The organism is Saprospiraceae bacterium (genome assembly GCA_016714025.1).
GTDB lineage: Bacteria > Bacteroidota > Bacteroidia > Chitinophagales > Saprospiraceae > Vicinibacter.
This window is the reverse complement of record JADJOB010000002.1, coordinates 610126-635560: the sequence shown is the minus strand read 5'-3', so window position 1 is coordinate 635560 and position 25435 is coordinate 610126. Positions and strand designations below refer to the sequence as shown.

At 36.6% G+C, this 25435-nt stretch carries 22 protein-coding genes; 16 read left to right on the top strand and 6 right to left on the bottom strand.

The annotated features are described in order from the left end of the window. Positions 1-779: 779 nt before the first annotated feature. Entirely contained in the window at positions 780-3716 is a 2937-nt protein-coding gene (locus tag IPJ80_05900; protein ID MBK7913015.1) for a DNA polymerase III subunit alpha, read from the top strand. Between the two features lie 87 nt (positions 3717-3803). Next, a complete protein-coding gene (locus IPJ80_05895) occupies positions 3804-4625 on the top strand; it encodes an energy transducer TonB (protein MBK7913014.1) in 822 nt (273 codons plus the stop codon). Positions 4626-4802: 177 nt separating this feature from the next. Here IPJ80_05895 and IPJ80_05890 read toward each other — a convergent pair whose 3' ends face one another. Then, positions 4803-6374: a GMC family oxidoreductase N-terminal domain-containing protein gene (locus tag IPJ80_05890; GenBank protein ID MBK7913013.1), complete on the bottom strand. Its 1572-nt coding sequence runs from the start codon at positions 6372-6374 to the stop codon at positions 4803-4805. A gap of 665 nt (positions 6375-7039) precedes the next feature. Here IPJ80_05890 and IPJ80_05885 point away from each other — a divergent pair. The 7 genes from IPJ80_05885 (at position 7040) to IPJ80_05855 (ending at position 13967) form a co-directional block, all read left to right on the top strand. Next, the gene (locus IPJ80_05885; protein MBK7913012.1) at positions 7040-7513 is read left to right on the top strand and encodes a cytochrome c; all 474 of its coding nucleotides are present in this window, start codon (positions 7040-7042) and stop codon (positions 7511-7513) included. A gap of 31 nt (positions 7514-7544) precedes the next feature. Continuing rightward, a complete protein-coding gene (gene nosZ / locus IPJ80_05880) occupies positions 7545-9539 on the top strand; it encodes a Sec-dependent nitrous-oxide reductase (protein MBK7913011.1) in 1995 nt (664 codons plus the stop codon). Positions 9540-9577: 38 nt separating this feature from the next. Continuing rightward, complete coding sequence (locus tag IPJ80_05875) at positions 9578-10135, top strand: fasciclin domain-containing protein (GenBank protein MBK7913010.1); 558 nt, start codon at positions 9578-9580, stop codon at positions 10133-10135. Positions 10136-10219: 84 nt separating this feature from the next. Then, on the top strand, positions 10220-11248 hold the full coding sequence (locus IPJ80_05870) for a nitrous oxide reductase accessory protein NosL (GenBank protein MBK7913009.1): 1029 nt from the start codon (positions 10220-10222) through the stop codon (positions 11246-11248). Continuing rightward, positions 11223-12491, top strand: a complete 1269-nt coding sequence (nosD, locus tag IPJ80_05865; protein MBK7913008.1) for a nitrous oxide reductase family maturation protein NosD — start codon at positions 11223-11225, stop codon at positions 12489-12491. Before IPJ80_05870 ends, nosD begins: the two co-directional genes overlap by 26 nt. Then, positions 12488-13216, top strand: a complete 729-nt coding sequence (locus tag IPJ80_05860; protein MBK7913007.1) for an ABC transporter ATP-binding protein — start codon at positions 12488-12490, stop codon at positions 13214-13216. Before nosD ends, IPJ80_05860 begins: the two co-directional genes overlap by 4 nt. Then, entirely contained in the window at positions 13200-13967 is a 768-nt protein-coding gene (locus tag IPJ80_05855) for an ABC transporter permease subunit (GenBank protein ID MBK7913006.1), read from the top strand. The genes IPJ80_05860 and IPJ80_05855 overlap by 17 nt, the downstream gene beginning before the upstream one ends. Positions 13968-14093: 126 nt before the next feature. Here the strand turns inward: IPJ80_05855 and IPJ80_05850 are convergent, their stop codons facing one another. Further along, positions 14094-15596 carry a right-handed parallel beta-helix repeat-containing protein gene (locus IPJ80_05850; protein ID MBK7913005.1) on the bottom strand — a complete coding sequence of 501 codons (1503 nt, stop codon included), beginning with the start codon at positions 15594-15596 and terminating at the stop codon, positions 14094-14096. Positions 15597-15746: 150 nt separating this feature from the next. On the opposite strand from IPJ80_05850, the gene IPJ80_05845 reads away from it, so the two are divergent. Beyond that, a complete protein-coding gene (locus IPJ80_05845; protein ID MBK7913004.1) occupies positions 15747-16757 on the top strand; it encodes a hypothetical protein in 1011 nt (336 codons plus the stop codon). A 63-nt stretch (positions 16758-16820) separates the two neighbouring features. Here the strand turns inward: IPJ80_05845 and IPJ80_05840 are convergent, their stop codons facing one another. After that, positions 16821-18077, bottom strand: a complete 1257-nt coding sequence (locus tag IPJ80_05840; GenBank protein MBK7913003.1) for a pentapeptide repeat-containing protein — start codon at positions 18075-18077, stop codon at positions 16821-16823. A 142-nt stretch (positions 18078-18219) separates the two neighbouring features. Here IPJ80_05840 and IPJ80_05835 point away from each other — a divergent pair, with 142 nt between their 5' ends. Further along, on the top strand, positions 18220-20226 hold the full coding sequence (locus IPJ80_05835) for a hypothetical protein (protein MBK7913002.1): 2007 nt from the start codon (positions 18220-18222) through the stop codon (positions 20224-20226). Between the two features lie 162 nt (positions 20227-20388). On the opposite strand, the gene IPJ80_05830 is transcribed toward IPJ80_05835, so the two are convergent. Then, on the bottom strand, positions 20389-20799 hold the full coding sequence (locus tag IPJ80_05830) for a helix-turn-helix transcriptional regulator (protein MBK7913001.1): 411 nt from the start codon (positions 20797-20799) through the stop codon (positions 20389-20391). Positions 20800-20979: 180 nt separating this feature from the next. Between IPJ80_05830 and IPJ80_05825 the strand changes: the two genes are divergently transcribed. Together IPJ80_05825 and IPJ80_05820 are read left to right on the top strand one after the other, a co-directional pair. Continuing rightward, positions 20980-21843, top strand: coding sequence for an alpha/beta hydrolase (locus IPJ80_05825; protein MBK7913000.1), 864 nt, complete (start codon positions 20980-20982; stop codon positions 21841-21843). 26 nt (positions 21844-21869) lie between these two features. After that, complete coding sequence (locus IPJ80_05820; protein ID MBK7912999.1) at positions 21870-22874, top strand: NADP-dependent oxidoreductase; 1005 nt, start codon at positions 21870-21872, stop codon at positions 22872-22874. Positions 22875-23016: 142 nt separating this feature from the next. Here IPJ80_05820 and IPJ80_05815 read toward each other — a convergent pair whose 3' ends face one another. Next, a complete protein-coding gene (locus tag IPJ80_05815) occupies positions 23017-23499 on the bottom strand; it encodes a hypothetical protein (GenBank protein MBK7912998.1) in 483 nt (160 codons plus the stop codon). 134 nt (positions 23500-23633) lie between these two features. Between IPJ80_05815 and IPJ80_05810 the strand changes: the two genes are divergently transcribed. The 3 genes from IPJ80_05810 (at position 23634) to IPJ80_05800 (ending at position 24502) form a co-directional block, all read left to right on the top strand. Continuing rightward, entirely contained in the window at positions 23634-23864 is a 231-nt protein-coding gene (locus IPJ80_05810) for a helix-turn-helix domain-containing protein (GenBank protein ID MBK7912997.1), read from the top strand. Between the two features lie 82 nt (positions 23865-23946). Continuing rightward, entirely contained in the window at positions 23947-24210 is a 264-nt protein-coding gene (locus IPJ80_05805; protein MBK7912996.1) for a hypothetical protein, read from the top strand. Between the two features lie 28 nt (positions 24211-24238). After that, positions 24239-24502 carry a hypothetical protein gene (locus tag IPJ80_05800; protein ID MBK7912995.1) on the top strand — a complete coding sequence of 88 codons (264 nt, stop codon included), beginning with the start codon at positions 24239-24241 and terminating at the stop codon, positions 24500-24502. Positions 24503-24837: 335 nt separating this feature from the next. Here the strand turns inward: IPJ80_05800 and IPJ80_05795 are convergent, their stop codons facing one another. Beyond that, positions 24838-25395, bottom strand: a complete 558-nt coding sequence (locus IPJ80_05795; protein MBK7912994.1) for a dihydrofolate reductase — start codon at positions 25393-25395, stop codon at positions 24838-24840. Positions 25396-25435: the final 40 nt, after the last annotated feature.

The window sequence follows — 25435 nt, the reverse complement described above, 5'->3', positions numbered from 1 at the left end:
TTTTTTGTAGGATATAGCAGCCATCACTATACCGCTAATGGTGAAGACAGTCAGACCAATTCCAATTTCCTGGATGCTTATGGGATTAAAAGAATTGAATGCGGAGTTAAAAACGAGACAAAATAATAGGGTACCCCAGCTTATATAGATGAACTGGATAAAAAATTGGAATTTAAATTTTCTCATGGTCCCCCAGAATGTTAGAAATGCTGCATCGTCTAATTTATCGTAATTAAATAGCATGGCTAGGTTGTTTAAAGATTAAATAAAGTCTTATGCGCGTGCTTCCAAATTTAAATCAAATTTAAATTATTTGGACCTGATTTTTTTGAAATGCTTTTTATCAGGAGCTACATCCCGGTAGTTCTAAATCATTGGTAACAAAAGATGGGGGAATAGTGTGCCAGAATCCGGACAGGGATCACATCCAACTGGATGCTTGGCAGGTCTAATTCTATGTTTGGCGAATCAAATAGTTTTTTGATTCTTGTTTGGTTGCGGTTTAGGCTTTCAGCTGACCCACAGTTATTTTTTTTAAAAATATTTTATAAAATAATTGCATTGTCGAAAAATCCGTCTATCTTTGACGAGTTATTACAGAGCACAAGAAAAACCATTTTTGTGTTTAAATCTTTGAAAACGAATAGATTATTTCAAATAGCTGAGGGGATTTGGTGGGTTTTTCGGAAAAAACCTACCGGATCCTGAAGGCAAACCAGGACTTCCATCGGCTTTAAATCAAAAACACGTTCTATGATAAGTTTAACCAGGGTTTCGCTATGCATCTTTCTGTACATACTTATTTTTCCCTTCGTTACGGTACCCTTGCTCCCGAGCAGGTGGTCGCAGAAGCTGCGCAAAAGGGTATTCGCATATTGCCGATTACCGATATCAACAATTGCTCGGCAGCCTATGCTTTTGCTCAACTTTGCGAAAAACAAGGCATCCGGCCCGTCTATGGACTGGAATTCCGTCAGGGGAATCAATTCCGTTACACCGCCCTGGCTCAAAATGCAGATGGCATCCGTGAGATCAACGAACTGCTCACCCAAACTTCTTTCTCCGGAAGCGAGTTGTCCGCAAGAGCTCCACAATGGAAGCACTGCTTCGTCATCTATAAAAAAGCACCCTGTGCAATTGAAGATCTCTTTACCCATGAGTATATAGGTATAAGGCCTGCGGAAGTACCTGCCCTTTATTCTTCAGCCTTGCGTCCTCACGTGGACAAGCTCGTAGTTTTCAGCCCAGTCAGTTTCCTTAATGGGCAGGGCTTTCGCATCCATAAATTACTTCGCTGCATTGATCTCAATATTGTTCTCGGGAAATTAGAAGCCGGGGACTGTGCGGATCCGGACGAACTCTTTATTGATCCGGAAATTTTGCGCGATCGGTTTTCGCAATATCCACAAATCATCCGCAATACAGAAGCCATTTTAGAAGCCTGTCATTTTGAAATGCCTGCTCACAATGACAACAACCGCAAAACATTTACGGGAAATACCGAAGGTGATTATAAATTATTAGCCAAACTGGCATTCCAGGGTTGTCGCCGACGTTATGGTCCGCATCAGGATCGCGCGGAAGATCGTGTGCGTCGTGAATTGCAAGTCATTTACCGCATGGGATTTAGTGCTTACTTTTTAATTACCTGGGATATCGTGCGCTATGCACAAAGTGCCGGGTATTATCATGTGGGTCGCGGAAGCGGTGCCAATTCCATTGTTGCTTTTTGTTTGTACATCACCGATGTGGATCCACTTGAACTGGATCTTTACTTTGAACGATTTATCAATCCGCATCGAACGAGTCCGCCGGATTTTGATATTGATTTTTCCTGGAGTGACCGCGACGATGTTACAGAATATATTTTTGAGCGGTATGGGCGCGAGCACACCGCTTTATTAGCAACCTACAACACCTTTAAAGGAAAATCCATCATTCGCGAATTGGGAAAAGTGTTTGGTTTGCCCAAAGCAGATATTGATTGCATCGTAGATCAGCCATTGGCCAGTCATAAACACCATGCCTACGCCAAACACATTTTTAAATACGGAAAAGCCATTGAAAAATTTCCCAACTATTTATCTATCCATGCCGGCGGTATTATTATTTCTGAACGACCGCTGAGTTATCATACGGCTTTGATTCAAATGCCCAAAGGATTTCCGATCACCCATTTTGATATGTACGGTGCGGAAGATTTAAATTTTCACAAATTCGATATACTGAGTCAACGTGGACTGGGACATATTAAAGATGCGGTAGATCTGGTAAGGCGCAATCAAGGAAAATCTATAGAGATTCATGACATCACGGCCATTAAAAATAATGTTCGTGTAAAAACGCAATTGCGCTCGGGGCATTGCATTGGTTGTTTTTATATTGAATCCCCTGCGATGCGTGGTTTATTAAATAAGCTGCGTTGTGATACCTACGTACATCTGGTTGCTGCCAGCAGCATCATACGACCGGGTGTTGCACAATCCGGAATGATGCGGGAATACATTGAACGTTTTCATCATCCGGAAAAAGTACAATACCTGCATCCGGTTTTTGAAGAAAATCTGCGCGAAACATTTGGCGTCATGGTATATCAGGAAGATGTGATGAAAATTGTCCATCACTTTGCCGGATTGGATCTGGATGAATCCGATGTTTTGCGTCGTATCATGACCGGCAAACGCAAAAGTTCGGATACGTTTCGATTGTTGATGGAAAAGTATTTTAGAAATTGTAAAGAGCGCGGTTATCCGGATGAATTAGCACATGAGGTATGGCGACAGATTGAAAGTTTTAGCGGCTATTCATTTTGTAAAGCACATTCGGCATCTTTTGCTGTTGAATCTTTTCAAAGTTTGTATTTGAAAGCGCATTTTCCATTAGAATTTATGGTCGCAGTGATTAATAATTTTGGTGGATTTTACAATACGGAATTGTATGTGCACGAAGCCCGGATGTGTGGTGCAATGATTCACGCACCTTGTGTCAATAACAGCAAATACCTTACTGACATTCATGGCCAACAGGTATGGATTGGTTTTATTCATATACAATCACTTGAGCAAGCAACCGGAAAACGCATTGTTCGTGAACGCGAATGCAATGGTCCGTATCTCAATCTGGAAGATTTTATACGACGTGTACCGATGGGACGCGAACAATTGCAATTACTCATTCGGATAAATGCCTTGCGGTTTACCGGATTGAGCAAGGGTGAATTGATGTGGGAAAAAAATGCAGTGCCCGAAATGGGAAAAACACAAATCGTCCATTCTTATTTATTTCATGATGAGAGCGAGGCGTTTGTAATGCCCGGTTTAGAAGAAGGAGCTTTTGATCAAAGCTTTGACGAAATTGAGTTATTGGGATTTCCGCTTTGCAATCCTTTTGACTTGTTGGAAGCGGATGTATCTGATTGCATCGTATCCAAAGATTTAAAAAAGTATATGAACCGCAATGTACAGTTGCTTGGTTATTACGTCACGCAAAAACCGGTACGCACCAAACAAGGCAAGTTAATGGCTTTTGGAACCTGGCTGGATCGCGAAGGACAATTTTTTGATACCACCCATTTTCCACCCGAATTGGAAAAATCTCCTTTTCAGGGAAGAGGCTGTTACCTGATTGCTGGAAAAGTCGTTGACGATTTTGATTTTGCAAGTATCGAAGTGAAGTTTATGAAAAAGTTGGCTTATGTAAAAGATGGGAGGTATTAGTATTGTAAATTTTTATAAAAAATAATTTTTATTTGATCACGAAAATATCTGGCCATTCGTTATCCCAGTATACAAAACCTACAGACCATGAAATCACCAATGAATTCTGATTTTGAATGGCTCGAATTGGTATTTGAGCATCGCAACAAAGCATATGGAGCTTACCGGATCCGGCAAGCACAATCCAGTAATATGACGAAAGCCATGCTGATTGCTTTTTTCTTATTTGTACTGGCTGCATTTAGTTCGTCAATTCTGGCAAACATGAAAAATGCTTCGATCGCTGAAGAAAATTGTCCGGAGGAAATCTGGCATGAATGGAAAACAGATTTACCCATTGAAAAACCAATGGATGTAAAACCACCTGCAAAAGAATTGCGGGCTGCAACAGTAAAAAAACCAAGCAATGCCGAAGGATTTAAAGTTGTAAAAGACAGTACGCTTGATATAAAAAAAGAAGTCGAACAAATCCCAGAAAGCACAGGCAATCAAACTCAGGAAGAAGGACTGAGCCTGACAAATGAAACCATTTCTGGCGGATCTTCATCAGGAACTGAATCAATAAATGCAGCATCCGAAACCATCACAAAAGAAGAACCGATTCGGTTTGCAGAAGAAATGCCACAGTTTGGTAAAGGCGAAAAAGATCTCATGGATTATTTAGCTAAGAACATTCGCTATCCACAGATGGCAAAAGAAAATCGCATTGAAGGTCGTGTTACAGCTGAATTTATTGTTGATAAACACGGACAAGTTCGGGATGTTAAAATATTAAGAGGCCTGGGTGGTGGATGTGATGAAATGGTAAACCGAATCCTGAGCAACATGCCAAAATGGACGCCTGGAAAACACAATGGTAAAAACGTTTCAGTAAAGATGGTATTGCCGGTTGGGTTTAAATTGAATTAAACCCATATTATGCATTAGGATTTCTATTCCAAGCCAAAATACCTTCAAATACAAGCACTTCCTCGATTTTTCTCCTTCACCATAGGATCTACTATGGCTTGTCAAAAAATCTTGCGGGAGCGCTTGTCTTTATTGGTCTTTTGACTTTCATTACGAAACCCTATTGCATAATATGGGTTAAACCATTTGAGCAGCTAATTTTTCAGCAAGCATCAATACCGTTGCTTGAGTATTGCTGCTAATTGTTGTCGGAATCACCGAAGCATCAGCGATTCGAAAATTCGCAATGCCCTTGACTTTAAATTCAGAATCAACTACTCCATCTTCTAAAGCACTCATTCTGCAAGTTCCTGTTGGATGATAAAGCGTTTGACTGTATTGACGAAGGTGCTTGATGTAATCATCATCTGATCGCGCTTCGTATGCTGGAAATTCAATTGCATCAATGGTTTGTTCCCAAACTTTTTGCTTGCTGATTTCACGCGTTATTTTTAATCCTTCCACCATGAGTTGCAAATCGGATTCATCCTGATAATAATTTGGATTGATTACTGGAGCATCCAGCGGATTGTTTGATTGCAATTGAACAGCGCCCTGACTTTTTGGATGTAATAAAGTTGGTCCAAAACTAATCCCATGAGGTTTTGGTTGAATAAAACCATGTTGAATAAAAAACGCCGGACCAAAATGAAATTCCAAATCCGGACGATCACTGTTGCCTTTTGTATTAATAAAAGAACCGGCTTCAGCAATGTTGCTGCACAAAGGACCGGTTTTGTTTCTAAGATACTGAACTAAACTTGTAACTGCCGGAACCAGCTGGTTGAGGGAATCTAATGATTGAATTCCTTTTTTTAAACGAAATGCCATACCACATATTAAGTGATCTTTCAAGTGTTTACCAACAGTTTTTAAATCCAGGATTGTTTGGATGCCGTGTGTTTCCAATTCAAGACTGTTTCCAATTCCTGACAGCATTAAAAGCTGGGGTGATTGAAATGCACCAGCACATAGGATGATTTCACGATTGCAATGCAATTGCTGCAGTTTGTTTTTTTGAACAAATTCAATCCCGGTTACTTCGTTTTTATTTAAGAGTAGCTTGCTTACTTGTGAGTGATTTATAATAATTAAATTTTTGCGATCTGCTATTGGTTGAAGGTATGCGTCAACTACACTAAAGCGTTTTCCATTCCGAATGTTCTTTAAAAAAAATTGCGAGCCCTTTTGAATGCTCGAACTTGATTTGTTGATCGGCCAACCAAATTCATGTGTAGTCTGCACAAATTGTTCGGTTAAGGGATGGATGTACATAGATTCATTTGAATAGGCACCAGTTTCATCATGATAAAATCCCATTTGTTGTTCGGCCCGTATTAAATAGGGTAAACAGCTTTCCCATTCAAATCCCTGAACTCCAAATTTGCACCATGCTTCCATATCCAATGGATGGGGTCTGGTATAGATCATGGCATTCATACTGCTGCATCCACCCAACATTTTTCCACGTGGACTAAACATCTTTTGGTTATTTAATCCAGTTTGAGGAGTCGTTTCAAATGCCCAGTCTCTTTTGGTTTTAAATAATTTAGAAAACGCTGCGGGTGTTTGAACAAAAAAATGCCGATCGATACCCCCGGCTTCGATAAGGGCAACTTTTATAGCAGGATTCTCACTCAATCGATTGGCCAGCACACAGCCTGCAGATCCGGCACCAACAATAATATAATCAAATGACTTCAAATTCATCTTGCAATCTAAGAAATTAGCTGTATTCAAAATTTAAAAAATTACTACACAAGAATAAATGAAACAAATAGAAAAACAAATTAATGTTCTTCTATGTAATCTATGTTCCTATGTATCTATGTGTTTCAAAAAAGATCTTCATTGATACCTAAATTTATAATCCGAAACCAATCAAAGAATTACCACATAGGAATAAAGAAAACATAGATAGAACATAGAAAGAGAAACCAAATTAATATTCTTCAATGTAAACTATGTCCCTATGTATCTATGTGTTTTAAAAAAGCTTTCAAGGGTAAATAAATTTACATTCCGAAACGAATGAAAAGATTACCACATAGGAATATAGGAAACATAGAAAAAACATAGAAAGAGAATACAAAATCTTCTATGTAAACTATGTGCCTATGTATCTATGTGTTTCAAAAATACCTTCATTGGGAGACAAATTACTAATGGAGAACAAATCAAAAAATACCACCTAGGTATAAATTAGACAGCCAGAACCCTCAGGAAGAATTTCCAAAACAAGATCATGGCATTCAAACCCAAGTGACAAAAATCATGGCTCCTGTTGACAATGGTCATAAGGCAAAATTAGCCATTCGGATATTTTTGTATTATTAAAAAAGACAATTTTATCTTTAATTAAAAAATTCTGGACCATGAAAACTAAATTATTAATTTATTCGGCTCTTTTTCTAGGCCTTATTTGGCTTCCTCTCGGTTGTAGTGAAGGCGTTAAAAAAGACGCTAAAATGTATGATGTACAAGAACTAACCAAAAATCAACCAGAAGTGCATGGAACGGAAGTAAAAGAAGGTGAAATAGTATTTTCTAGCCCATTGAATGCCGAATGGGTAACCGGAGGAAAAAATATTTATGACCTCAAATGTTTAGCATGTCATAAGCTCACAGACGAAAAATTGGTTGGACCGGGATGGGCTGGTGTTACAAAAAGAAGAAATCCCACCTGGATTGTTAATATGATTACCAATGTCGATATGATGTTGGAAAAAGACGAGGAAGCACAAAAATTACTCGAGCAATGTTTGGTAAGAATGCCCAATCAAAATGTAAGCAAAGAAGAAGCACGCCAGGTGATTGAGTTTATGAGATCCAATGATGGTGAAAAATAAATATACAATCTATCATACAAAATTTATTAAAATGAAACTAAGAAAGCTAAAATATCTTCCCATTTTATTGGGACTCTTTTCACTTGCAATGTGTATGAATGCTTGCAAGCCAAAAGGAATTCAAACTGCTGTAAGCGGTGATGCGGCTGTTAAGGCTTATGTCCCACCAGGAAAATACGATGAGTTTTACAACTTTGTTTCCGGGGGATTTAGCGGACAAATGTCTGTTTATGGATTGCCTTCTGGTAGACTATTTCGAGTAATTCCAGTTTTCTCTGTTGATCCAGAGAAAGGATATGGATACGCAGAAGAAACCAAACCCATGCTGAATACTTCTCATGGATTTGTGCCTTGGGATGATTTACACCACCCAGCACTTTCAGTAACTGATGGGGTACATGATGGTAGATGGGCATTTGGAAATGCAAACAATACTCCGCGGATTGCTCGTCTTGATTTAAAGACATTCCGTACCGCAGAAATAATTGAAATTCCAAATAGTGGAGGAAATCACTCTTCGCCTTTTGTTACAGAGAACACAGAATATGTTGTTGCTGGAACGCGATTCAGTGTACCTATAGGAGACAAGCAAGATGTAGCAATTTCAACTTATAAAGAAAACTTTAGAGGAACTGTAAGCTTTATTAGTGTTGATAAAAATGACGGTGCTATGAAGATAGCTTTCCAAATACTATTGCCGGGTATCAATTTTGACTTAGCGCGTGCCGGTAAAGGAAAATCTCACGGATGGTTTTTCTTTAGCTGTTATAATTCTGAGCGCGCCAATACCTTATTGGAAGTGAACGCCAGTCAAAAAGACAAAGATTTTGTTATGGCGGTCAATTGGAAAAAAGCAGAAGAATACCTTGCTCAGGGCAAAGGCATGAAAAAAGCAGTTAAATATGCTCACAATACATACAGCGAACAAACACACAGTGCAACATCAAAAATTGAAACGGAAGTGATTGTTCTGGATCCAAAAGATTGTCCGGACATGGTCTATTTTATGCCTTGTCCAAAATCTCCACACGGTTGTGATACCGATCCAACAGGAGAATACATAGTGGGTAGCGGAAAATTAGCAGCTATGATTCCTGTATTTTCATTCACAAAAATTCAAGAAGCAATTGCTGCTAAAAATTTTGATGGAGATTACGAAGGAATTCCAGTATTGAAATACGAAGCAGTTTTACATGGTGAAGTTAAAAAGCCAGGTTTGGGCCCCTTGCATACTGAATTTGATGATAAAGGAAATGCTTATACTTCATTTTTTGTGTCTTCAGAAATCGTAAAATGGAGAGTTAGTGATTTGCAAGTATTGGATCGGGTACCAACATATTACTCCATTGGTCACTTGTGCGTTCCAGGAGGACCTACTAAGAAACCTTGGGGCAAATACGTAATTGCTTACAACAAAATTACCAAAGACCGCTATTTACCCACAGGTCCTGAGTTAACACAAAGTGCACAATTGTATTCTATTGATGGCGATAAAATGAAATTGTTGTTAGACTTTCCGACTATTGGTGAGCCACATTATGCAGAAGCAATTCCGGCAGAACTTATTTCTAAAAACAGCGTCAAAGTTTATAAAATAGAAGAAAATAAAAACCCATATGCAACTTTGGGTGAAAAACATGCGAAAGTAGAACGCAAAGGAAATGAAGTACATGTTTACATGTCATCAATCCGTTCGCACTTTGTTCCAGATAATATTGAAGGGGTTAAATTAGGAGATGTAGTTTATTTCCACGTAACCAATCTCGAACAAGATTGGGATGTACCCCATGGATTTGCAGTGAAAGGAGCTAACAATGCTGAGTTATTGATTATGCCTGGAGAAACACAAACCTTGCTATGGAAACCAGATCGGATTGGTGTTTTTCCAATGTATTGCACTGATTTTTGTTCAGCATTGCACCAGGAAATGCAAGGATACATTCGGGTTAGTCCACCTGGATCCAATGTACCCATTACATTTAGCACTGGTAAAAAAGTTGAGGCAGCAGCTCCTGTAGCTAAATAATTTATTCATCATAATATTTCATTCAAAATCGAATCCATATGAAAATTTATAAATTAATTCTACTGGGTGCAGCATTATTTAGTGCATGCAATGCACCAACAAAAACAGAAACCGAAGCTGCAGCTACTCCCGCTGCAGAAGCAGATTTAGGGCAAGCAGGTGTACAGGACAATGATTCACAAAAGGATATTGTGAAAATTGCAGTTGGCTCACCTGATCATACCACCTTGGTTGCAGCGCTTAAACAAGCAGAATATGTCAATGATCTTGCAAATGCAGGTCCATTTACTGTTTTTGCTCCTACCAATGCAGCTTTTGATAAACTTCCCGCAGGCACTGTTGAAGGTTTGATGAAACCTGATAAAAAGGATGCACTGAAAGGGATTCTCGAATACCACGTAGCAGTTGGAGTTTATAAGCAGGAATATTTACAAGATGGACAAACCATTGGAATGGCAAGTGGTGATGACATTACTATTCAACTGAAAGATGGAAAGATGATGGTTAATGGGAATGCAAATGTAATAGCAACAGTTCCCGCAACCAATGGACTGATATATATCGTGGATGGAGTCTTATTGCCTCCTACAAAATGAACATAGAGTTCCAGAAGCATTTAATTTGAGTAAACGGGTCGGTGTATTAATTACCCGGCCCGTATTTTTTTCAAATATTATACTATGACAAAAATTACAAATAAATCCAGGATCATTGTAGCCTTGACTTCCCTTACATTGATTGTTACTTATTTTGTTCCAATATGGCGAATTGACTTATTTGCACCGCAGTATCCTGAAGGCTTAACCATGAAAATCTGGCTAAACACTTTAAAAGGAGATGTAGAAATTATCAATGGTTTAAATCACTATATTGGAATGCGACACATCAAAGTGGAAATGTTTCCTGAATTTGAATTTTTAATTTATGTAGTGGGATTTTATATTTTGTTAGGTTTGTTAGTAGCCTATTTCGGCCGATTGGCAATCTTATTTTGGTATATTGTATTTACTGCATTTGGTGGGGTATTTGCTATGTTTGATTTTTACAGATGGGGTTATGATTATGGACACAATCTGGATGAAACGGCAGCTATTAAAGTGCCAGGACTCTCCTATCAACCACCGTTGTTGGGCCATAAACGACTCTTAAATTTTGATGCCTATTCCCTCCCGGATATAGGAGGCTGGATTGTTATCATAGCAGCATCTATCATGATACTTCTATGGATTTATGAATATTACAGACATCATAAATTTCCATTTAAAATTCCGATAAAATTTTCAGCAATTCTTATTATTCCAGTAGTCTTGTCGGTTTCATCTTGCAATGTGCAACCAGAACCATTTAAATTGGGAACTGATGTTTGCTATATGTGTAAAATGGGAATTGTAGATCCAAAATTTGGTTCGCAGATTATAACCAATAAGGGTAAACTGTATAAGTTTGATGATATTGGGTGCATGATCCGTTTATTGAAATCCGGAACTTTTGATTCCAATACGATTAAAACCATGGTGGTTGCAGATTATGACAATCCGAATGCATTCATCTCTGTAAATCAATGTACATTTGTTTTTGGAGACGGAATCAAAAGTCCGATGAATTTTAACCTTGCTGCATATACCAATGAATTAAATGCTAACAAATATGCTGAAAATTCTAACGCAAAATTATTTGACTGGAATGCAGTTTATCAAAGCATTGAATAAGATTAAAATTTCAGCTTATGCCGTTTGTTTGTGCTTGGTTCTCTTAAATATTTCATTGCACGCTTCCGCCATTTATGTAGGACCCAATCACCCAATAAAAACGATTAAGGAAGGACTCCAAAATGTCAGACCGGGCGATAGCCTGATTGTAGATGGTGGACATTATTCAGAAGGAAATCTGATCATTCAGCAAACAATGGTTTTTACAGGTATCAATCATCCGGTCTTAGACGGAAAGTCGCAGTTTGAAATACTAACAATTAGCGGAAAAAATATTGTGGTTTCCGGGATCACATTTATAAATTGTGGAAAATCGGTAACAAAGGATTTTGCATCAATTAAATGTATAGATGCTGAGAATATTCGGATTGAAAATAATAAAATTGAAAATTCTTATTTTGGGATTCATATTTCAAATACCAGTCAAATTCATATTAAAAACAATTGGATTGCAGGGCAGGCAGAAAGCGAACAAACTTCCGGTAATGGAATTCATCTTTGGAAATGCAACCATGCTTTAATTGAAAACAATCACATCAGTGGACACAGAGATGGAATTTATTTTGAGTTTGTAACGGAATCCAGTATCCTTCACAATTACAGTACAGAAAACGTACGATATGGATTGCATTTTATGTTTTCGCATAAAGATTATTATGCAAATAATACATTTATAAAAAACGGAGCTGGTGTTGCTGTGATGTATTCGCACGAAGTCACGATGGAATCCAATCACTTTGAAAACAACTGGGGTGCCTCATCTTATGGCATCTTATTGAAAGATATTTCAGACAGTTGGATTTTTGGCAATACGTTTGATCAAAACACCATAGGCATTCATATGGAAGGCAGCAGCAGAATGGTTATTGAAAAGAATCGTTTTAAAGAAAATGGCTGGGCTTTAAAAGTCCAGGCCAGTTGCAACGACATCCAGTTTCAGCACAATAATTTTATTGGAAATACCTTCGACGTTGCCACTAACGGAAGCAATGTATTGAGTCGATTTAGTCAAAACTACTGGGATAAATACGAAGGATACGACCGAACCAAAGATGGATTTGGAGACATACCCTATCATCCGGTAAGCATGTATTCAATGATCGTAGAGCAAAATCCGAATGCATTAATTTTATTGCGAAGTATTTTAATTGCTACCCTGGATAAAGCGGAAAAGGCTATTCCAAGTCTTACACCTGAAAATTTAGTTGACATTCAACCCAAAATAATTCCAAATAAATTATGATTCGGATTAGTGGTTTAGAGAAGCGATTTAAAAAATTAGTTGCATTGAACGACATCCACGTACAATTCAATAAAGGCCAGGTGATTTCATTGATTGGTCCCAATGGATCTGGTAAAACCACATTGATAAAATGCATCCTTGGATTGGTTAGGCCAGACCGGGGTCAAATTGAGTTAGATGGAGCATCTATTTTTAAAGATGAAAGCTATCGCAAAAAAATTGGGTATATGCCTCAGATTGGCAGGTATCCAGATCAAATGAAGGTAGGTCAGTTGTTTAGTTTATTGAAGTCCATTCGCAGTTCGGTGAATTTAGATGAAGAAATGCTGGAGCTTTATAAATTACATGACATTTGGGAAAAACCCATGAGAAGTTTGAGTGGTGGGACCAGACAAAAAGTAAGTGCTGCAGTTGCATTTCTATTTGATCCTGAAATTTTAATATTGGATGAACCCACAGCCGGACTTGATCCTCTGTCTTCTGAACTGCTTAAGGAAAAAATACAACGAGAAAAAGCTAAGGGTAAGTTGATTTTAATTACCTCCCATATATTAAGTGATTTGGATGATTTAACCACACACGTATTGTATTTACAGGAAGGCACCATTCAATTTAATGGTAATTTAAATGAATTGAAACAACAAACTGGAGAGGAAAAATTTGGAAAGGCAATTGCGAGGTTTATGAAGATTAAAAATGAAGCAACACATGTGGAAATTGTCTAAATACATATTTTATGATATCGTTCGCAATAAAGTAATATTGGCCTATACGGTATTCCTTTTTTTGGTTAGTATGTTATTATTTAATCTCGAGGAAAATACCAGTAAGGCCGTACTGAGTTTGCTCAACATTCAGTTGGTTACCATCCCATTGATTAGTATGATCTTTGCGACCATACATTATTACAACTCGTATGAATTTATAGAGATGTTGTTATCGCAGCCTCTCAGCAGGAGTCGCGTATTGTGGAGTGAATTTCTGAGCACGGCCTCTTCTTTGATTTTGGCCCTGCTGCTAGGCATGGGAATCCCAATTTTAATTTACAATCCTACTGAGAGCAGTCTTACATTGTTGTGGACAGGGATTGCTTTAACAAGCGTATGTACTTCCCTGGCATTTTTTGCGTCCGTACATTCAAGAGATAAAGCCAGAGGAATCGGAATCATCTTATTGTTATGGTTTTATTTTGCTTTAATTTATGACGGCCTGGTCCTGATGATTTTATTTAATTTCAGTGATTATCCGCTAGAAAAAATCACGCTTTTGTTGACCGCATTAAATCCCATTGATTTAGCAAGAGTTTCTGTTATGCTTAAAATGGATGTCAGTGCGTTGATGGGTTATACCGGAGCTTTGTACAAAGAATTTTTTGGAAGTGTACAAGGAATATTTTATACCGGCGGGATCATGTTGCTTTGGATGCTAATTCCGATCCTTTATGCAATCCGTGGATTTAATCGAAAAGATTTATAGGCATTGAAAGCCTTAGCATACTATTTAATGCTATTTATTTTAAACCAGCAACTACAGATATTAACTGGAGGACAAATAAGATTGAACTTAATAATTTTGAAGTTGTAAACAGGAAAATCTTTTAAGCTATTTTAAATTAACTTTTAAATCAACACATTCCACCATACTGCTGTCTTTGTAAAAGATAGGGGAAGATTTGTTGTCACCGCTCACTTTAATATTTTCAAGTTTTAAACCATGTACATCATCAAAGACAAATGCAGGGCGGTAATCCGGATCTTTTATTTTAATATTTATATTTTTAAAACTTAATCCTTTTACATGCCTTACATAAAAACCCCAGGCAGGCAACTCACCAAACATGGAAAATTCCGGATAAGCAGTTTCGAGCTCCGGAACATCTTTGATTCGATATAAAGGAAGATTGGCATATGCTTTATTGCCTCTTCCCGGATAGTTGATCGTAATATTTTCAAGATGTACATTTTCGACATACACGCCAGGATTTCCGGTGATCGAAGATGGAAATATATTGTGAAAACTTGCTAAATCAGGACCCCTTATGATATAATTTTTATCCGGTTTGTCAAATGGAACAGAAACATGCATGTTTTTTATGGTAACATTTCGCAAAGGTCCTGCTTGTGGTGCACCGCGCACTTTCCCTATGCGTATAAAAATAGCATTCCCGGTATTTTTAGCGACGATATTTTCAACAAGAACATTTTCTATAAAACCTCCTTGGGTACATTCAATAGCAATTGCAGATCGATAGGTATCATATACCTTAATATTTTTAATGACGACATTTCTGGCACCACTTACGAGGGACGTACCAAATTTTACTGCGCACGAACTGGAGCGAATGGTACAATCCGCAATGTAGATGCTATCGCAAATTTGTGATAGACTAAAATCTTCCGATTTTATACAGATCCCATCGTCTGAAGCGTTGATATAACAATTGGTGATTTGTACATTTTGACAATCAACGATGTCGATTCCGTCGTTATTCCAATAGGTATCGCTGTCTACGCGGATGCGGTCGATTACAATATTTTTACATTTTTCATAGGTTTGAACCCAACAGGCTGAATTTTTTATAGTGACATTTGTAACTTTAATATTACTGCAACGATTGAATTCAATTATTTGTGGTCTCAATTCGGCCCAGGGTCTTTTTTCAGCTAAATAATAATTGAAACTATCAATTACTCCGGCATAAAACAGGCTGTCGATGTGTAAAGCAAGTTCTGCGCCTCTCCCATCGATGGTCCCTTTTCCTGAAATAGCTATATTTGAAGCGCCATCTGCCATGATTAAAGCTTTCCATCTATTGAGTTTTATATAATCAGCAATTTCAATGCTGCCTAGTAGGTATGCCTGTTTTTCGAGATGTAGTTCCACGCCATTTTTCAAAACAATGGACCCCGACACAAACTTACCTTTTGGTATTAACACAACACCACCACCTGCAGCATGCGCTTGATCAATTGCTTTTTGAATGGCTTCGGTATTAATTTTTAGACCATCGCCAATTGCACCATAGGACTTGATGTTATAAATGTTAGCACTAAATGAAGCATTGATTGAGAAAATGAGAAATAAAATGAGAATATATTGTTTCATATTTAAAAATAGAAATACAAACATAATTAGAAGCAGGCAATTAATGGATCCTATTTTTTAAATTGATAAGGTATAAATTGTATATTTTAAGGAATCTAATTCAATAAAAATTTATCGAATTTTAAATAACTTTGACAATTCAATAGAAACATGAATTATTCAATTTATAAACTTCTTTTTTTAGTTTTAGTGCTTGCATTTGCAGCAAACAGTATTAGTTCATGCAATCAAATTGGAATGAAGGAGGGCTTTGCCTTTAAATTGCTCACTTTGTCCAAATCTCAACTACCCGAATCAGATTTAGAAAATTGTTGCAATCTTGGGGTGAAGAGCAAAGTGTTAATGTCTACGCGTTTCAAAAATTTAGATCACTTAAAAACCGTAGTATCTATCAAATACGATAAAGATTATTTGGCAATGGATAGCATGGAATGTATTCATTCTGTTGTCAATATAAGTTATACAAGCAATGGGGAAACAATAGCCCGATCCATGAGCTCAGGGGTAAGTCAAAACGAGATCTTAAAACTTCAAAAGGCTGATTTTTTAAGCCGGACTCGATTTGTACTTTCCAATCCAACTACCATCAGGCAACGCGATGAATTAGACGATATTTACATGCTATCACGAAGAAGGCCTGCATTCTTTGGTCCTGGTGATATGTCTTTTTATGATCTCGCCGAGGAATCATTCCGGCATATCAATACACCTAATTTAGCTTACAAAACGGTACGGGATAGTTCGGAAAAGGGATTTATCAATACGTTTAATCATGTTACAGCTCAGGCCATTATTACTTCATTTTTTTCTGAAGAATTGGCAGATCTCATAGCCGATTTGCACGAACGAAATAATATGCCGGAAATTACATCAGGCAAATTCAGCATGCATCAATTAAAAGATTCGATCAACAGTCCGGAAGATAATTACATCGATATTATTAATAATGAGATCGGGCAAAAGTTGGGATATAAACTTAAGGAAAAATATAATTTGAATGAAAACACAGTTTGTACTCCGGATCTCTTAACAGCCTATTTAAATGATCTTCAAGGCTATTATATGTGGGCCTTAGAAATTGGAATGGATAATTTTAGATCTAAGGACGACATGGTTATTAAATTTGCGAATAAAATCAATGTGCTTCTAAATAGAAGCTGAGTATTTTATTCTTTAATACTTGAGATTCATTCCAAATTAAATGATTTATTATATTTAATGCGCTTATTGCATTTTCGGTTTTAGACAATAAATGATTGAATCTTTATACATGCTGCTGTCTGCTACCATCTGATATTTTTCGAGCATCTCCTTCACCCCGACATTATTTCTTTCACTTAATCGTTCGATCCAATTTTCGTGTATGATGGCATCGTTTAGAATGGCATTGCTGAGATTTGTATTATAGACGTCGGAATAATTTAATTTTGTTTTCGTGAGATTTACATTCGACATGTTTGTACCCGAAAAGGTGCTGTAACTTAAATCTGATTGATGCAAGATCGCATTGCATAAGGAAGTTTGAATGAAGGTTGTATGATTTAGATTTGAATTCTGAATGGTTGTATTTGATAAATCGGAACTATCTAATTTGGACAGATGTAAATCGGCTTCATTTATTTTAGCCCAATTTAATTTTGCTGCAATTAAATTGGCTTCAACAAGTTTGGCATGGTTTAAATTTATTCCAAGCATGTTTGCGCCTTTTAGGTTGGCATTATTCAAATTAGTCCCTTGTAAATTTGCGTACTGTAAATTTGCATAGCTCAAGTCTATGCCGCTTAAATTGAAGCCATTCAAATCAGCATTTCTTAAATCTGCTCCGTAAAAACTAACGTTTTGCTTTATTTTAGTAAAGTAATTGGAATCCCTTATCGAAGTGATTAAAATGAGTAAGAGCATCCCTCTTTCCGAACTCAAGGATTGATATACTTTGTTTTCCATATCCCATTCTTTGGTTATTTTAAACGAAGCACTCAATGCTGCAATGCGATGAATCATTGCATCAGCTTCTGCTTTATTTTGGAAATTTTCTTCGGTAGAATCCAGTTCGTGAATCAAAGCCAGAAGTAAAGCCATATTGTTTCTTTGCTCTTCCAGGTTAATATTATCCTGAAACGATTTCAGTTCCTCCTTAGCCAGATTTAATTTTTCGTATAAACTTTTATTAAACAATTGGGAGAATAGAAAATAAAAAAAGAGCACGGAGCAGGCGAATAAAAGCAAGAATTTAAATTTGAAAAACCTTTGGAATCCTGAACCAGCATCTATGTTGCTGGTGGTTTCAATCAGTTTAGTGGCCTTGTTATAATTCCAGGCCCAATAAAGCATAAAAACAAACGCAAAGATTCCAAGGCATCCAATAAAACCGATCCAAAATGAATGCGTTGTTTCAAAATAAGGCACTTTTATGTATCCAAAGATCCAGCCTAAGAGCATGCACAGCAAAACCAATCCCAATCGAAGCAATCTTTGTTTCATTTTAAAAGAGATCCCTTAATGATTTTATTGTAACTGTAGTTCAAGAATTGCAAAAGTAGTTTTTTATAGTCATAATTTTTATTCTGAATTTAGTATTCAAAAGAACCGGGATTGAATTTTAGCGAATTCGTATTTTTGCAGAATGAATCTGTTAAAATTGTTTATTCTTTTACTATTCGTTCCTTTAGCAAGTATAATTTATCCAACAGATTCACCGCCAGATAAAGTTAAGCCCAATAGCAAATTCTATAATTCTTCAAAACCCTTGACCCGTTGGTTTTGGTTTGCTTCAAAAATAAAAGAATCCGATGTTAAATTTCAATTGGATTGGTTAAAGAAAAATAATTTTGGAGGTGTTGAGATTGCCTGGCTTTATCCTTTGCATCGCTACCAGGAATGGTATGCAAAAGATTACAACCGGCATTATCCGGTTGACACCAGTGCACAAAAGTGGCTTAGCAATGAATGGGTTGAAATTGTTGCGTATACAAAGCGTTATGCAGATTCCATTGGCATGGCTTGTGATTTCACGTTCGGAAGTGCCTGGCCGGTTGCAGGACTCAATATTGATAAACAATATGGTACTCAAATTTATGGGGATACTTCATTCAGTCAGCTCCTGACTTTTTCCTGGGCATGGCCCCAGACGATGCGGGTAATCAATCATCTGGATGCAAATGCATTTGAATTATTTGCAAAGCCTTATCAAGCTGCGATGAAGGATGTATTAAAGGGTTCTAAAGCCATTCTTTTTACAGATTCGTGGGAAATCAAACTGAATAAAAAAAATAAAATATGGACACCCGGTTTTGATTCAACATTTAAGTTAAAATTTGGATATGACATAGTCCCTTTTATGAAATTAGGGATTGATTCTTTTCCGGATGTGCGGTATGATTATATGTTGCATCTGGATGAATACGTTACCAATGGATTTTATGTTCCCTATGTTAAAAAATGTAAAGAAATGGGCGCCTGGTCCAGGGTGCAATGTTTGGGAGCGCCAACCGATGTGATGACCACTTATTCCCTGCCAGATATTCCTGAAACAGAGGCTATGCTTAACAATCCAAATTATTCTGAAATTGTAAGTTCTGCCGCCTGTTTAGCTTCCAAAAAAATGGTATCATCTGAATCATTCACCTGCATGTACGGATTTCCTGCAACCTATCTGCGCAAAGAGCAAACGGCCGATTTAAAAATGGTAGCGGATGCATTGTTTGCACATGGAGTCAATCAACATATTTATTGTGGTACACCATTCAATCCTGAAGGTTCGGACACCATTGATTTTTTTGCAACCTGTTATTTTGGTCCGGGTGGAAGTTTGACCGATGAGCTCGCTGGATTTAATTCTTATGTAGAAAAGGTATCGGGAATTTTACAAAAAGGAAAAACGTATAGCGATGTCGCAGTTTATATTCCCTATGAAGATGCGGTCATGAAAGGAGCTTACCCACCGGAAAAGCAGCGGGTTTGGGTTTGGGGTGAATATGAAATGCGCTACATCTTTCCACCGGCTGAAGTTGCGGGGTATCATCCGTTATGGATTAACCGGCATTTTTTAGAAAAAGCAAAGTTTGTAAAAAATAAACTGGTAGTTGGAGATGCTGCCTTTTCCTTGTTATACCTCGATGTTAAATATATGGATATCCGGGCACTCAAGCGAATTTTAAAATTGGCTAAAGAAGGTTTACCCGTTTGTATTAAACAGCTGCCTGTTCAACCCGGTAAGTCCAAATCGGATGAATTTGCAAACATGCTGAACGAATTGTTATCATTGAAATCTGTTTCAAAAAGTTTTGTGAAGTTAATAGATCATCCTGCGCTAATTCAAGGCGATAGTTTGCCTGAATATTGGTGCCGGACTACAAAAGACGGAAGCCATTATTTATTCTTAGCGCAATGGCCTTCTAAAAATTTGCAGTATCCAGTTTATTCTGGTCAGTCGCTGGCTACCGAATCAATCCATTCGGAGTTTAAGTTGAGTTTGAATGGAAAAACTCAAAAATTGAAAATTGAATTTAAGCCGTATCAGTCCGTCCTTTTAAAAATAACACCCAACGGAAAAATAGAATTTGTGGACATTGCATTTTTACCAAAAACTCCGATCGTTCGACCCCGGGAAGTGCAGAAGATGTATTTTTAAGAGATTTGAATTGATTAAGGGTTTAGGGCTTGTCAAAGCTGTGGATATCTAAGCACTAATGTTCAATGTAGCACCAAAGTTTATTAGCATTCAAACATAGACATTTGGTACAAAAGCTTCACTTATACAAAGCCCCTGATCTCAGCTGTTTTTTTCCTGTTATTATTTTGCTTTGATTTCTTTCGTTATCCGTTTTACAAATTTGTCTTTGTCTTTTTTTGCTTCCTTTATTGTTGCCTTGATGTCTGGTGGTATCGTTAAATATTTGTCTGCCCAAATGTATACTTCCATAATGATAGGCAATAAGTCAATTCCTTTTTGTGTCAGTTTGTATAAAATTTTTGCCTTACTGTCCGGGTGTGCTGATTTTTCAATTAGGCCATTTTCTTCAAGTCCTTTTAATCTTGAGGCTAAAATGTTGGTAGCAATACCTTCATCCGATTTTAAAAAGTCATTATAGGTACACTTATTTCCAAACATTAAGTCTCGGATGATAAGTAAGGACCATTTGTCGCCAAATACGTCAAGTGAGCAACTTAAGGGGCATTCTGACCTTTTATTAATAGTTTCCATAAAATAATTCTAAAATATTTAAAAAATAACTTGCATTTTGAAAGTAGAATGTATATTTGCACTTGCAAAATGCAAGTAAAATTACAATTTTAAGCTTAAAACATATAAAAATGAGCAAAAAAATTTTGGTTACGGGTGCAAGTTCGGGCTTTGGATTACTCATCGCAAACGAGCAATACTATGTACTCACAGAATTTAAACTCAGTTAGTATGACATTCCAAAATGTAAAAACAGATACAATTCATGTCAACGGAACTAAATTTTATTACCGAAAACTGGGTAATGGAAATGGAAGCATTCCTGTAGTATTTCTTAATCATTTGGGTGCAAGCTTAGATAATTGCGATCCAAGAATTATGGATGGCATCGCTTCTGTACATCAACTAATTGCTTTTGATAATCGGGGTGTTGGCACTACAGAAGGGACAACCCCTTTAACAATTGCAGAAATGGCAAAAGATGCTATTGGTTTTATAAAAGCAATGGGATATGAAAAAGTTGATCTTGTAGGATTTTCGATGGGTGCATTTATAGCACAGGAAATAATGTTACAAGAACCGAATCTTGTCCGCAAAGCTGTAATGACAGGTACTGGTCCCGCCGGTGGCGAAGGCATTAAAAATGTTACAAAAATTACCTATTGGGATATGCTAAGGGCTTATTTAACTTTTAGAGACCCTAAATTCTATTTGTTCTTTAATCAAAATGAAAATGGTAAAAAATCAGCAAAGGAATTTTTAGCTCGAATAAAAGAACGGACTGAAAATAGGGATAAAAAAATAAAGATTAAGTCTTTTCGAAATCAGTTAAAAGCGATTCATAGTTGGGGTTTGCAAGCACCACAAGATTTGTCTGTAATTAAGCAGCCAGTATTAATTGCCAATGGCGACAATGATAGAATGGTACCAAGTAGCAACACCTATGATTTAGCAAAGCGAATTGCTAATTCAGAATTAATTGTTTATAAAGATGCCGGACACGGTGGTATATTTCAAAATCACGAAGAGTTTGTAAAAAGTGTTTTAGTATTTTTAGCAAAGTAAATTTTAGTAATATAAAAAGTAAAGTAATGAAAGCATTCATAGTAAAAAACTACGGCAAAGAAGAAAAACTGCATTTGACAGATTTGTCAGAACCAGCAATTAACGAAAATGATGTATTGGTGCAAGTCCATTCGGCAGCTGTCAATGTAATCGATTTACTTATACGAAATGGTGATTTTAAACTTTTCCTGCCCTTGAAATCCCCTTTTCAATTGGGTCGCGATGTCGCCGGTGTTATTGTAAAACTTGGCTCAAAAGTTCGCAATTTCAAAGTTGGCGATGAAGTATATTCAAGTTCAGCCAATCATCATGTAGGCACTTTTGCAGAATTTATTTCTATTGCTGAAAATGAGATTGCCTTAAAGCCAAAAAATCTCAGCATGGAAGAAGCAAGCTCTATTCCTTTGGTCGGATTGACAGCCTGGCAGGCATTGGTTGAACTAGCGAATGTTCAAAAGGGACAAAAAGTTTTTATTCAAGCGGGTTCTGGTGGCGTGGGCACCTTCGCCATTCAATTAGCCAAACATTTGGGGGCAACTGTCGCCACCACTACAAGTTCTGCTAATTTTAATTTAGTAAAAAGATTAGGGGCAGATATTGTTATTGACTATAAAACACAAGACTTTGAAACTTTATTGAAAGAGTATGATGTCGTTTTGCACAGCAATAAGGATACAAAAATTCTTGAAAAGTCGCTGCGGGTTTTAAGGCCAAACGGACAACTTATTTCATTGGTTGGTCCACCAACACCTGAATTTGCAGAACAAATTGGTTTGCCCGGGTATCTTAAATTTATAACAAAACTATTGAGTTTTGGTATAAAGAGAAAGGCAAAAAAATTAAATGTAAAATTTACTTTTCTGTTTATGAAAGCGGATGGCAAACAATTAAGTCAAATAAGCTCATTAATTGAGTTGGGAAAAATAAAAGCTGTTGTTGATCAGGTGTTTCCATTTGAGCAAACAAATAATGCTTTGTCTTATGTTGAAACCGGTCGGTCAAAAGGAAAAGTTGTTGTCAAAATCAAGTAGTTTGGCTGTTTGTACAGGGTGTCGGAAAATTGCCAAACATGGTTTGTGACTAACTGAAGTGCAGGTTTTGTGAAACTGAACTTCATTAGAAGCACTAAACCCCACCTTTTACCAAATGGCTTTGACCAGCTTTTTGATTTATTCAGTTTATTTCCTTTCGCTTTTCAAATTTTGATAATAATTTATCAATTCTTCTTTTATTCTGTTGCTGTAAAAGGGATGGATATAAATTCATTAGTATGTTTATAAGTAACAAGGTGAGTGCTAAAAAAAACTTTTGATTGTAAATCGCAGAAAACATAAATAGTGAAACAAACAAAAATGCAAATAAATGGTCTACTTCAGCTTTAGTCATATCATTGCGAATAGATTTTATTTCTGCAATACCCGTTTTTTTATGAAATTTTAAATTCGGATTTAAAAATTTAAAAAAAGTATACTTCACGATCCATTTTACAATACCAACACCAATAATTTGGTTGAGAAGATCACTTTTTATAAAATTTAAATTTGATAGTTTTGTTTTGTAAAAATTTGTATTTTTAATTAATGCGGTCATAATCATTCCAACCATGAATGATATAAAGACAATTGAAACACTAAAAGTTATAGCTTGAATTAACATATTTCTAAGTTCAAGTCATAAATGCAAGGAAATATTGTAAAAATTAAAAGGAAGCAAGAACTTTATGGTGTCGAATCAAAAGTTTTGCTCCCTTTCAATATTTCCGTATGTGTAAAGTTAGGACATTTTCTCAAATGAGTTTTGAAGAAAGATTAAAAATTAAGGCTTTGTTAGAAACTGGTCATTCTCAAAAAGATATAGCTCAATTATTGAATCGATCTGCATCGACCATTAGTAGAGAGTTTAACCGCAATATTGCTAAAAGGGGAAGAGGATCAGGACATTATTGTGCTGAATCGGCACAAAGAAAACAGTTCAGAGGCATAAAAATAACCAAAGGCAATCAAACTCACAGACGAGCTTAAGTGCAAAATCAAAAAACTGATTGTACATGATAGGTTATCTCCAGAATTAATAAGCGGCAGAGCTAAGTTGGAAAAAGTTGAGATGGTAAGCCACGAAACTATTTATAAGTTTATCTGGACATCAAAACATGGAAACAAAAGATCTGGTAAGGCATATAAAACTTTGCATAAATTCCTCAAGCACTACGGCAGAAGGCGTAAACGAGGAAATGTATACGAAAACAGAGCTCGAATTTTAAATAGAATACCAATCAGCCAAAGGCCAGATCATATTAATTTAAGAAAGCGATTTGGGCATGCAGAAATGGATATAGTTTTAGGAAAAATCGTAAACCTGGTATTTTAATAATACAAGATAGAAAATCTCGTAAAACATGGTTGAAAAAATTGAGCACAAAAATGCTAAATACATAAATTCTAAAATAAAATCAATACTTAACAGAACTGAAAAACCAATACGCAGTATAACAACAGATAATGATCTCGCATTTGCTAATCATCATCAATTAAATATTGATGTTTATTTTACAAATCCCTATAGTTCTCAAGAAAAGGGAAGTGTCGAAAATAGAATTGGACAATTAAGAAGATTTTTCCGAAAAGAACTAATTTTGATGAAGTATCTGAAAGTCAGATAAACAAAGTTGAACATTTACTCAATAACAGACCCTTGAAAATGTTTAACTATAAAACACCGAATGAGGTCTATTTTAGCAATACCCTTGCATTAATGAATTGAATTCAGCATTTACTTTACAAAATAAGTTTACTTTATAATAATTAAATCCATTGATATCGAGTTATTTTTGTCAAAATTGCTGGTAACAGTTCCTGGCTTGTCAGCGTGTCATGTTTTTAACACAAAATTACGATAGAATTCCCGCTGTGGAACCTAGCATAAATGGCTCCCGGAAGCACTTCAGCCACCATATTGCCAAACCGATGTTACGGGCAGTGTTTTTTTCTTTAACAGTCATTTTATTATCTCATAGCATAATTCTACCATCCCGTTTTTATATGCTTTTGCACCTTTTAAGTGTAATGCCTGTTCCTGGTTAATCTGATTGAAAAATGGTAACCCCTCACCAAGTATAATTGGTAAAATACTTACCCGGATTTCGTCTACTAATTTCAGTTGAATCAAGTCTCTGGTCAAACCAGAGCCGCCAACCACCCAAATGTTTTTATATTTTGGTTTCAAATACTCATGTATGATTTTGTTTAAATCACCCGGATAGAATTCAATATTCTGTTTGTCGCTTTTCAAGTTGCGATTCGTTAGCACAATAGTGGGCTTGTCTCCATAAGCCCATCCATAATCTTTTGAAAGTTCCAAAGCCAGTTCGTATGTTTTTGAACCCATTACATAGCAGTCTATCGTTTTTAAAAATTCCGTTGGGTCATCACCTTCTACGCCTTGATCGTAGTGGTGAGAAGTTTCAAACCAGGAAATGCTATTGTCCTTCTTGGCAATAATTCCGTCAAGACTGGAAACCATATGGATTGTCACTTTTAATTTGTCTGTTGTCATTTAAAACTATTTGTTTGGGGGGTTGTCTTAACTTTGGCTA

What these genes read in the sequence shown, in the direction of transcription:
- IPJ80_05900 (MBK7913015.1), top strand. Translation starts at nt 780, where the DNA reads ATGCATCTTTCTGTACATACTTATTTTTCCCTTCGTTACGGTACCCTT.
- IPJ80_05895 (MBK7913014.1), top strand. Translation starts at nt 3,804, where the DNA reads ATGAAATCACCAATGAATTCTGATTTTGAATGGCTCGAATTGGTATTT.
- IPJ80_05890 (MBK7913013.1), bottom strand. Translation starts at nt 6,374, where the DNA reads ATGAATTTGAAGTCATTTGATTATATTATTGTTGGTGCCGGATCTGCA.
- IPJ80_05885 (MBK7913012.1), top strand. Translation starts at nt 7,040, where the DNA reads ATGAAAACTAAATTATTAATTTATTCGGCTCTTTTTCTAGGCCTTATT.
- nosZ (MBK7913011.1), top strand. Translation starts at nt 7,545, where the DNA reads ATGAAACTAAGAAAGCTAAAATATCTTCCCATTTTATTGGGACTCTTT.
- IPJ80_05875 (MBK7913010.1), top strand. Translation starts at nt 9,578, where the DNA reads ATGAAAATTTATAAATTAATTCTACTGGGTGCAGCATTATTTAGTGCA.
- IPJ80_05870 (MBK7913009.1), top strand. Translation starts at nt 10,220, where the DNA reads ATGACAAAAATTACAAATAAATCCAGGATCATTGTAGCCTTGACTTCC.
- nosD (MBK7913008.1), top strand. Translation starts at nt 11,223, where the DNA reads ATGCAGTTTATCAAAGCATTGAATAAGATTAAAATTTCAGCTTATGCC.
- IPJ80_05860 (MBK7913007.1), top strand. Translation starts at nt 12,488, where the DNA reads ATGATTCGGATTAGTGGTTTAGAGAAGCGATTTAAAAAATTAGTTGCA.
- IPJ80_05855 (MBK7913006.1), top strand. Translation starts at nt 13,200, where the DNA reads ATGTGGAAATTGTCTAAATACATATTTTATGATATCGTTCGCAATAAA.
- IPJ80_05850 (MBK7913005.1), bottom strand. Translation starts at nt 15,596, where the DNA reads ATGAAACAATATATTCTCATTTTATTTCTCATTTTCTCAATCAATGCT.
- IPJ80_05845 (MBK7913004.1), top strand. Translation starts at nt 15,747, where the DNA reads ATGAATTATTCAATTTATAAACTTCTTTTTTTAGTTTTAGTGCTTGCA.
- IPJ80_05840 (MBK7913003.1), bottom strand. Translation starts at nt 18,077, where the DNA reads ATGAAACAAAGATTGCTTCGATTGGGATTGGTTTTGCTGTGCATGCTC.
- IPJ80_05835 (MBK7913002.1), top strand. Translation starts at nt 18,220, where the DNA reads ATGAATCTGTTAAAATTGTTTATTCTTTTACTATTCGTTCCTTTAGCA.
- IPJ80_05830 (MBK7913001.1), bottom strand. Translation starts at nt 20,799, where the DNA reads ATGGAAACTATTAATAAAAGGTCAGAATGCCCCTTAAGTTGCTCACTT.
- IPJ80_05825 (MBK7913000.1), top strand. Translation starts at nt 20,980, where the DNA reads ATGTACTCACAGAATTTAAACTCAGTTAGTATGACATTCCAAAATGTA.
- IPJ80_05820 (MBK7912999.1), top strand. Translation starts at nt 21,870, where the DNA reads ATGAAAGCATTCATAGTAAAAAACTACGGCAAAGAAGAAAAACTGCAT.
- IPJ80_05815 (MBK7912998.1), bottom strand. Translation starts at nt 23,499, where the DNA reads ATGTTAATTCAAGCTATAACTTTTAGTGTTTCAATTGTCTTTATATCA.
- IPJ80_05810 (MBK7912997.1), top strand. Translation starts at nt 23,634, where the DNA reads ATGAGTTTTGAAGAAAGATTAAAAATTAAGGCTTTGTTAGAAACTGGT.
- IPJ80_05805 (MBK7912996.1), top strand. Translation starts at nt 23,947, where the DNA reads ATGGTAAGCCACGAAACTATTTATAAGTTTATCTGGACATCAAAACAT.
- IPJ80_05800 (MBK7912995.1), top strand. Translation starts at nt 24,239, where the DNA reads ATGGTTGAAAAAATTGAGCACAAAAATGCTAAATACATAAATTCTAAA.
- IPJ80_05795 (MBK7912994.1), bottom strand. Translation starts at nt 25,395, where the DNA reads ATGACAACAGACAAATTAAAAGTGACAATCCATATGGTTTCCAGTCTT.